Here is a 6,117-nt window from a genome sequence, read left to right on the forward strand (position 1 = left end):
AGAAAATGGCACGTATAGCTAATTCTGTAATCGATTTAATTGGACAAACACCTATTGTTAAGTTAAACAAGCTTCAAAATGAAAACAGTGCAGATATTTATTTGAAACTTGAGTATTTTAACCCAGGCAGCAGTGTAAAAGACCGTATCGCCCTTGCGATGATCGAAGCGGCAGAAAAAAATGGTACCCTTAAGCCAGGTGATACGATCATTGAACCTACAAGCGGAAATACGGGAATAGGTTTGGCAATGGTAGCTGCGGCAAAGGGCTATAAATCAATTCTGGTTATGCCGGAGACGATGAGCTTGGAACGCCGTAACTTGCTTCGCGCATATGGGGCGGAATTAGTTCTTACTCCTGGGCCTGAAGGAATGAAGGGTGCAATCGCAAAGGCGACTGAGCTGTCTAAAGAAAAAGGTTACTTCATTCCACAGCAATTCGAAAACGAAGCCAATCCTGAAGTACATCGGAACACTACAGGCCCTGAAATCGTTGAAGCCTTTGGAGATGAAGGCCTGGATGCATTCGTTGCCGGAATCGGTACTGGCGGAACCATAACAGGTGCCGGTGAAGTCCTGCGTGAAAAATTCCCTGACATTAAAATTTACGCTGTTGAACCTGCGGACTCTCCAGTATTATCGGGTGGTACTCCAGGACCCCATAAAATCCAAGGAATCGGAGCAGGCTTCGTTCCTAGCATTTTGAATACAGATCTCTATGACGAAATCATTCAAGTAAATACAGAGGAATCGTTTGATTATGCCCGCCGCGCAGCAAAAGAGGAAGGAATCCTTGGCGGTATCTCTTCTGGAGGCGCAATTGCAGCTGCCATTAAAGTGGCTGACAAACTGGGTAAAGGCAAAAAGGTCCTTGCCATCATACCGAGTAATGGTGAACGCTACTTAAGTACACCATTATATAACTTTGAGTAAGACAGACACTAAATGAGAAGCGAAGTTCCTATGGGGCTTTGCTTTTCTTTTTGTAGCAAAGTATGCAGAAGTATCCCTGATTTTCATGGAGCTTGCACTATACCTATGTAAATGGGTAAACTCGTATATATAGATTTCTTTAGGCGAAGGAGAACGTTGGATGTCATTAGCAGGAGCACCAAAAATAAAATGCGGTTCATTTGAATTGGATTACAGCAAGAAAACCTTAATCATGGGGATTTTGAATGTTACGCCGGACTCCTTTTCGGATGGCGGAAAATATAATCGGATAGATGCTGCTTTGAAGCATGCCGAACGAATGGTCAACGATGGGGCGGATATATTGGATGTAGGCGGTGAGTCAACCCGTCCTAACTATGAGAGGATATCGGATGAAGAGGAAATAGAGAGAGTCGCCCCAATAATTGAGGCGATATCGCGTAATATTGAGGTTCCAATATCGGTCGATACGTATAAATCAAGAGTTGCAGAAGAGGCGGTAAAGGCAGGAGCCCATATATTAAATGATATTTGGGGAGGTAAAGCTGATTCCTTGATGTCAAAGGTTGCAGCGGAATATAAGGTGCCGATTATCTTGATGCATAACAGGGATAATATGGAGTATGGACATTTTGTCCGGGATGTACTTCAAGATTTATTCGAAAGCATCATATTGGTAAAGGATGCGGGAGTCAAGGATGAAAACATCATTCTCGATCCAGGTATTGGATTTGCGAAAGATTTAAAGTTTAATTTGGAAATGATGAGGAATCTTGATAAGCTGGTATCATTAGGTTATCCCGTGCTGCTGGCGACATCGAGAAAGTCCATGATTGGCCATGTTCTGGACCTGCCGCCTAGTGAGAGGATGGAAGGCACTGCCGCTACAATTTGCCATGGAATTCAACAAGGCTGTCAGATGGTTCGTGTACATGACGTGAAGGAAATGGCCCGGGCTGCAAAGATGATGGACGCTCTATTAGGAAAAGGTGAATGAAATGGATAAGATATATGTGAATAAGATGGAGTTTTATGGTTATCATGGAGTTTTTCCGGAAGAAACGAAGCTTGGTCAGCGGTTTAAAGTGGACTTGATCGTTCAGACTGATTTAGCCAAGGCTGGGAAGAGTGACAAGCTTGAAGACTCGATCAACTATGGCGAGTTATATGAAGTGTGTAAAAGTGTTGTTGAGGGAGAACCTTTTAAGTTAGTGGAAGCTGTCGCTGAAAAAATTGCCTCAGAACTACTTAATAAATATTCTTCCATCGAGACTTGCACCGTGAAGGTTTATAAACCAGATCCCCCGATAGCAGGTCACTATGAGTCGGTTGCTATAGAGATTGTAAGGGGACGCTGATTGTGATAAATATTGCTTACCTTTCAATAGGGTCGAACTTAGGGGATCGCCTTGAAACATTCCAAAGATCTTTCCAATTATTGTCTGAGAATCCGCATATCAAGATGATGGCCTGCTCTTCTTTATATGAAACAGACCCGATAGGATATGAAGACCAGGACTGTTTTTTAAATGCTGTTCTTAAAGTGGAAACCGATTTAGAACCCGAAGACTTACTTAACGCGTGTATGAAAATCGAACAAGATCTAGGAAGAAAAAGGGAGATTAGGTGGGGTCCCCGTACTATAGACCTTGACATTTTGTTATATAATCAAGAAAATATTGAGACAGAGATTCTTTCAGTCCCGCACCCTCGTATGCACGAGAGGGCTTTTGTTATCGTGCCTTTAATGGAAGTGGACCCTGATATATCACTTCCGCAAATGGATGCACCTTTGAGCGACCTGCTTGAACAGATTTCGGATAAAGAAGGAGTTCGATTATGGAAGGTGAAAAATGGGGAAGGCGTATTCGCGCTTTTCGAAAGTTAAAGGGTTATACCCAGGAAGGGTTTGCGAGGGAAATAGGTGTTTCCGTTTCCTTGCTGGGAGAAGTTGAACGAGGGAACCGCAACCCTTCAGAAGCATTTTTACTGGAAGTGGCGGAAATTCTTCATGTTTCCATTGAGGAGCTTCAGCCACCTGACGATAAATGAAAGAATGTTATAGGAGGTCAACGTGTTAAAAATAGGCGATATAGAAATGAAGAATCCGGTAGTGCTGGCACCGATGGCGGGAGTCTGCAACTCGGCATTCCGCTTGACCGTCAAGGAATTTGGTGCTGGTCTTGTTTGTGCGGAGATGGTCAGTGATAAAGGAATCGTTTTACAAAATGCTAGAACGATGAATATGCTTTATATAGATGAAAGAGAAAAGCCGTTAAGCTTGCAAATCTTTGGCGGTGAAAAGAAATCTTTGGTCGAAGCTGCACAATTTGTAGATAAAAATACAAATGCTGATATCATTGATATCAATATGGGCTGCCCTGTTCCTAAAATCACTAAATGTGATGCGGGTGCGAAGTGGCTTCTCGATCCAAATAAAATTTATGAGATGGTTTCAGCGGTGGTTGATGCCGTTGAAAAGCCGGTAACGGTTAAAATGCGCATTGGCTGGGATGATGAGCATGTTTTTGCGATTCAGAATGCTCAGGCTGTTGAACGTGCAGGCGGTAAAGCCGTTTCCATGCATGGCAGGACACGAGTTCAAATGTATGAAGGAAAAGCTAACTGGGACATCATCCGTGAAGTGAAGAAGTCGATTAATATTCCCCTTATCGGTAACGGTGATGTGGAAACTCCACAGGATGCGGAAAGAATGCTGAAGGAAACGGGTGTTGATGGAGTCATGATCGGCCGTGCAGCCCTAGGTAACCCGTGGATGATTTACAGGACTGTAAAATATCTAGAAACCGGTCAACTTATGGATGAACCTTCAGTTCGTGAAAAGATGGACGTTTGCGTGCTTCATATGGATCGACTGATTGCGTTGAAAAATGAAAATGTAGCAGTTCGTGAAATGCGTAAGCATGCTTCTTGGTATTTAAAGGGTGTTAAAGGGAATGCTCAGGCTCGCAAAGGAATTAATGTTTGTGAAACAAGGGAAGATGTTGTAAATCTTCTTTATGGACTTGTTGATGATATTGAAGCGAAGCAACAAAATATCCAAATGGTCTGATGTTTGACATTACCTTCCTATTTTCCTATAATACGCTTATCTTAACTGCCAGTAATCCTGGCAGTTTTTATATGTATATAAACAATGTTTTAAGATAAAAAGCTGTTGAATTCCTTTACTTTATGTAAGAATAAATATGTATGCAAAAGAATTTTTGATTAATTATATAAGGCATTTATTAATAAAGATGGAGATGATTTTCGTGAGTCATGAAGAATTGAATGACCAACTGCAGGTAAGGCGCGATAAAATGCAGGCCATGATTGATAATGGACAAGACCCTTTCGGGAGCAGATTCGAACGCACACATAACACTCAGGAGATAATCAGTGCTTATGGTGGATTAGAAAAGGAAGAGCTTGAAGAAAAAGAAATTGAAGTTACGATTGCTGGCCGTGTCATGACGAAGCGCGGAAAAGGGAAAGCGGGATTTGCCCATATCCAGGATATTAGCGGCCAAATCCAAATCTATGTCCGTTTGGATAACATAGGGGAAGATTCTTACCAAATTTTCAACCAAACAGATCTTGGTGATCTCGTTGGGGTAACTGGCGTTATCTTCAAAACGAAAGTTGGGGAACTTTCCATTAAAGCTAAAGAGTATGTGTTCCTTGCTAAGGCGCTTCGCCCGTTACCTGATAAATTTCACGGCTTGAAGGACGTTGAAGAGCGCTATCGTAAACGTTATGTCGATTTAATTACAAATGAGGAAAGTAAAAATACGTTGATCATGCGCAGTCGTATTGTACAAGCCATGAGACGGTATTTGGACGATCATGGATACCTTGAAGTGGAGACGCCGCTATTGCACTCTGTTGCTGGTGGAGCTGCTGCACGCCCTTTCCTTACTCACCATAATGCCTTGGATATGCCTTTGAATTTAAGGATCGCCATTGAACTGCACCTAAAACGCTTAATTGTCGGCGGATTGGAGAAAGTTTATGAAATTGGCCGGGTTTTCAGAAATGAAGGAGTGTCCACACGGCACAATCCTGAATTCACATTGATCGAATTGTACGAAGCTTATGCGGATTACCAAGATATCATGAGCTTAACGGAAAACCTGATTGCCCATATAGCTCAAGAAGTTCTTGGGACGACGACCATCCAGTATGGGGAGTATGAGATAGAGTTGAAACCGGAATGGAAACGACTTCACATGGTTGACGCTGTAAAAGAATATACTGGTGTGGACTTCTGGACTGAAATGAGTAAAGAAGAAGCCCAGCAGCTTGCTAAAGAAAATGGGATTGAAGTTAAGGAATCCATGGAGTTCGGCCATATCGTAAATGAATTCTTTGAACAAAAGGTCGAAGATAAGTTAATTCAACCTACATTCATCTACGGGCATCCAGTGGAAATCTCTCCTTTAGCAAAGAAAAATCCGGAAGATTCCCGTTTCACAGATCGTTTTGAGTTATTCATTGTAGGTAGGGAGCACGCAAATGCCTTCACTGAACTTAATGATCCCATTGATCAACGTCAACGCTTTGAAGCTCAATTGAAAGAACGAGAGCAAGGTAATGATGAAGCTCATGAAATGGATGAAGATTTCTTAGAGGCATTAGAATACGGAATGCCGCCGACAGGCGGACTGGGAATTGGTGTTGACCGTTTGGTTATGCTATTGACCAATTCTCCTTCTATACGTGACGTCCTGTTATTCCCTTTAATGAGACATCGCTAATATAAGCAAAAATGAGTTTTGATTGCAGGGCCGAATTCGGATAGCCGGGATCATGGGCGTAGCTCTTGATCCTGGTAAGTCCAATTCGGTTTTTGTTTTTTAATTATAATTTCATGTCTTTCAATACAGTGGATTCTAGGGTTTATAAGAAAAACAACATTATCTCAAAAAAACTTTATAAAAGGTATTGCGCAGTTAACGTAATGGTGTTATATTTATATCTGTCGTTACGAACGAGTTGCAAACAGATTACAAACTTTAAAAAGTTTTAAAAAAGTTGTTGACTTGCAGTAATGAAAATGTTATTATAAATAAGCTGTTCCGAAAGACATTGCTCTTTGAAAACTGAACAAAACAAAGCGCCAACGTTAAATTTTAAGTGAGCACACACTATCAAAAAAGCAAATGAGCAAGTCAAACATTTC

7 protein-coding genes are annotated in these 6,117 nt (G+C 41.7%); all 7 read left to right on the plus strand.

What is annotated here, in order from left to right; genetic code table 11:
• The first annotated feature begins 5 nt into the window (after positions 1–5).
• A complete protein-coding gene (gene cysK / locus ACWF5P_RS25210) occupies positions 6–932 on the plus strand; it encodes a cysteine synthase A (RefSeq protein WP_095394505.1) in 927 nt (308 codons plus the stop codon).
• Positions 933–1,092: 160 nt separating this feature from the next.
• A complete protein-coding gene (gene folP, locus ACWF5P_RS25215) occupies positions 1,093–1,929 on the plus strand; it encodes a dihydropteroate synthase (RefSeq protein ID WP_230178771.1) in 837 nt (278 codons plus the stop codon).
• Between the two features lies 1 nt (position 1,930).
• Complete coding sequence (folB, locus tag ACWF5P_RS25220; protein WP_101225929.1) at positions 1,931–2,290, plus strand: dihydroneopterin aldolase; 360 nt, start codon at positions 1,931–1,933, stop codon at positions 2,288–2,290.
• 2 nt (positions 2,291–2,292) lie between these two features.
• Positions 2,293–2,820 (plus strand): 2-amino-4-hydroxy-6-hydroxymethyldihydropteridine diphosphokinase, encoded by a 528-nt coding sequence (gene folK / locus ACWF5P_RS25225; protein WP_434168250.1) that lies wholly within the window; start codon positions 2,293–2,295, stop codon positions 2,818–2,820.
• Positions 2,772–2,984 carry a helix-turn-helix domain-containing protein gene (locus ACWF5P_RS25230; RefSeq protein WP_101225931.1) on the plus strand — a complete coding sequence of 71 codons (213 nt, stop codon included), beginning with the start codon at positions 2,772–2,774 and terminating at the stop codon, positions 2,982–2,984. The genes folK and ACWF5P_RS25230 overlap by 49 nt, the downstream gene beginning before the upstream one ends.
• A 22-nt stretch (positions 2,985–3,006) precedes the next feature.
• A complete protein-coding gene (gene dusB / locus ACWF5P_RS25235; RefSeq protein ID WP_101225932.1) occupies positions 3,007–4,005 on the plus strand; it encodes a tRNA dihydrouridine synthase DusB in 999 nt (332 codons plus the stop codon).
• A 187-nt stretch (positions 4,006–4,192) separates the two neighbouring features.
• Entirely contained in the window at positions 4,193–5,692 is a 1,500-nt protein-coding gene (gene lysS / locus ACWF5P_RS25240) for a lysine--tRNA ligase (RefSeq protein ID WP_202190663.1), read from the plus strand.
• Positions 5,693–6,117 lie beyond the last annotated feature (425 nt).

This window comes from Peribacillus sp. NPDC055009, assembly GCF_053608705.1.

Excerpts from the sequence above, each read along its gene's own strand:
- cysK (WP_095394505.1), top strand. The coding sequence starts at position 6 with ATGGCACGTATAGCTAATTCTGTAATCGATTTAATTGGACAAACACCT.
- folP (WP_230178771.1), top strand. The coding sequence starts at position 1,093 with ATGTCATTAGCAGGAGCACCAAAAATAAAATGCGGTTCATTTGAATTG.
- folB (WP_101225929.1), top strand. The coding sequence starts at position 1,931 with ATGGATAAGATATATGTGAATAAGATGGAGTTTTATGGTTATCATGGA.
- ACWF5P_RS25230 (WP_101225931.1), top strand. The coding sequence starts at position 2,772 with ATGGAAGGTGAAAAATGGGGAAGGCGTATTCGCGCTTTTCGAAAGTTA.
- lysS (WP_202190663.1), top strand. The coding sequence starts at position 4,193 with ATGGAGATGATTTTCGTGAGTCATGAAGAATTGAATGACCAACTGCAG.